This is a genomic window from Patiriisocius hiemis (assembly GCF_031846325.1).
Lineage (GTDB): Bacteria > Bacteroidota > Bacteroidia > Flavobacteriales > Flavobacteriaceae > Patiriisocius_A > Patiriisocius_A hiemis.
Window position 1 is genome coordinate 1 of sequence record NZ_JAVRHZ010000020.1, and the last position, 1,014, is coordinate 1,014.

At 37.0% G+C, this 1,014-nt stretch carries 1 protein-coding gene; it reads right to left on the reverse strand.

Going from position 1 to position 1,014, the window contains the following annotated elements:
* Positions 1 to 868, reverse strand: an 868-nt coding sequence (locus tag RM538_RS13360; protein ID WP_311333937.1) for a choice-of-anchor R domain-containing protein, incomplete at its 3' end; no start/stop codon positions are given.
* Positions 869 to 1,014 lie beyond the last annotated feature (146 nt).

A 1,014-nucleotide genomic window follows, 5' to 3' on the forward strand; every position in this document is an offset into this window, starting at 1 on the left:
GATCTAGGTCTACGTTATTAAAAGTAACTTGATCCGTCATTGCGCCTATAACAGCTCCTCCAGAATTACCAAGTGTTATTGTTGAAGTAACTGAAGTGAAATCATCTATAGCTTGAGGATTATCTGTAGCACATACTTCAAAAGCGCCTACAGGAATTGCATCTTCAATAAAACTAATATCCATTAACAGGCTTGGTCCAGTTCCGCCAGCAACTCCACAAACATTTCCTCCATCTTGCCAAGTATTGCATGTTGTGCCAAACCCACCTCCCGGGTTTTGCCATAGCCAAGCATCACCATTTACATCACTAGCCGTTGACCAAAAAAATTGACCAGAAGTTCCAAAATCCATGTCAGCTTGTACACTTAACCAGTATTTAGTGCTGCCTGGTAATAGAGAACTTAGTGTTGGGGCAACTGTGAAAGACCCGTTACCGTCTGGATCTACATCACTAGTTAAAAAAGTTTCTGTATAGACAACTGTACCTGGAATACCAGCAGCATCTTCGTAAATCGTGAAGATAAATGTATTTGATGGGTCTCCAACAGTATTTCCAGCTGTACCAATAATACTAATTTCACAGATGTTCACCATGCTACCTACAGAAGGAGTCATAAAATCATCTGCAGCCATTGAATCATAAACATCAAATGCTGTTTCAAAATCTTGAGCTGGCGTACCATTACCAGTTGGTGCACTATTTGTGTAGTTTGGTAATAAATTATTACAAGCCACCGCTCTTGAACCATCTAGCGGGAATGTTTGCGTGATATCAACATTCTCTGTTGATGTCATTATTTGCTGTGCCGCCATAAAGCTTACGGAGCTGAGCAAGCAACATAAAATAGAATAAGTAATTTTTTTCATAATAAATATTATAGTTAGTAATTAAATAGATATGCTACTATAAATAGCGGAGCTAAGGTACTAATGATGTGTTAAGTAAACATTATATTTTAGATTAAATGCAATTTTATTCGTTGTATTGCAATTTTTTGTAAGATTTTTTTTAA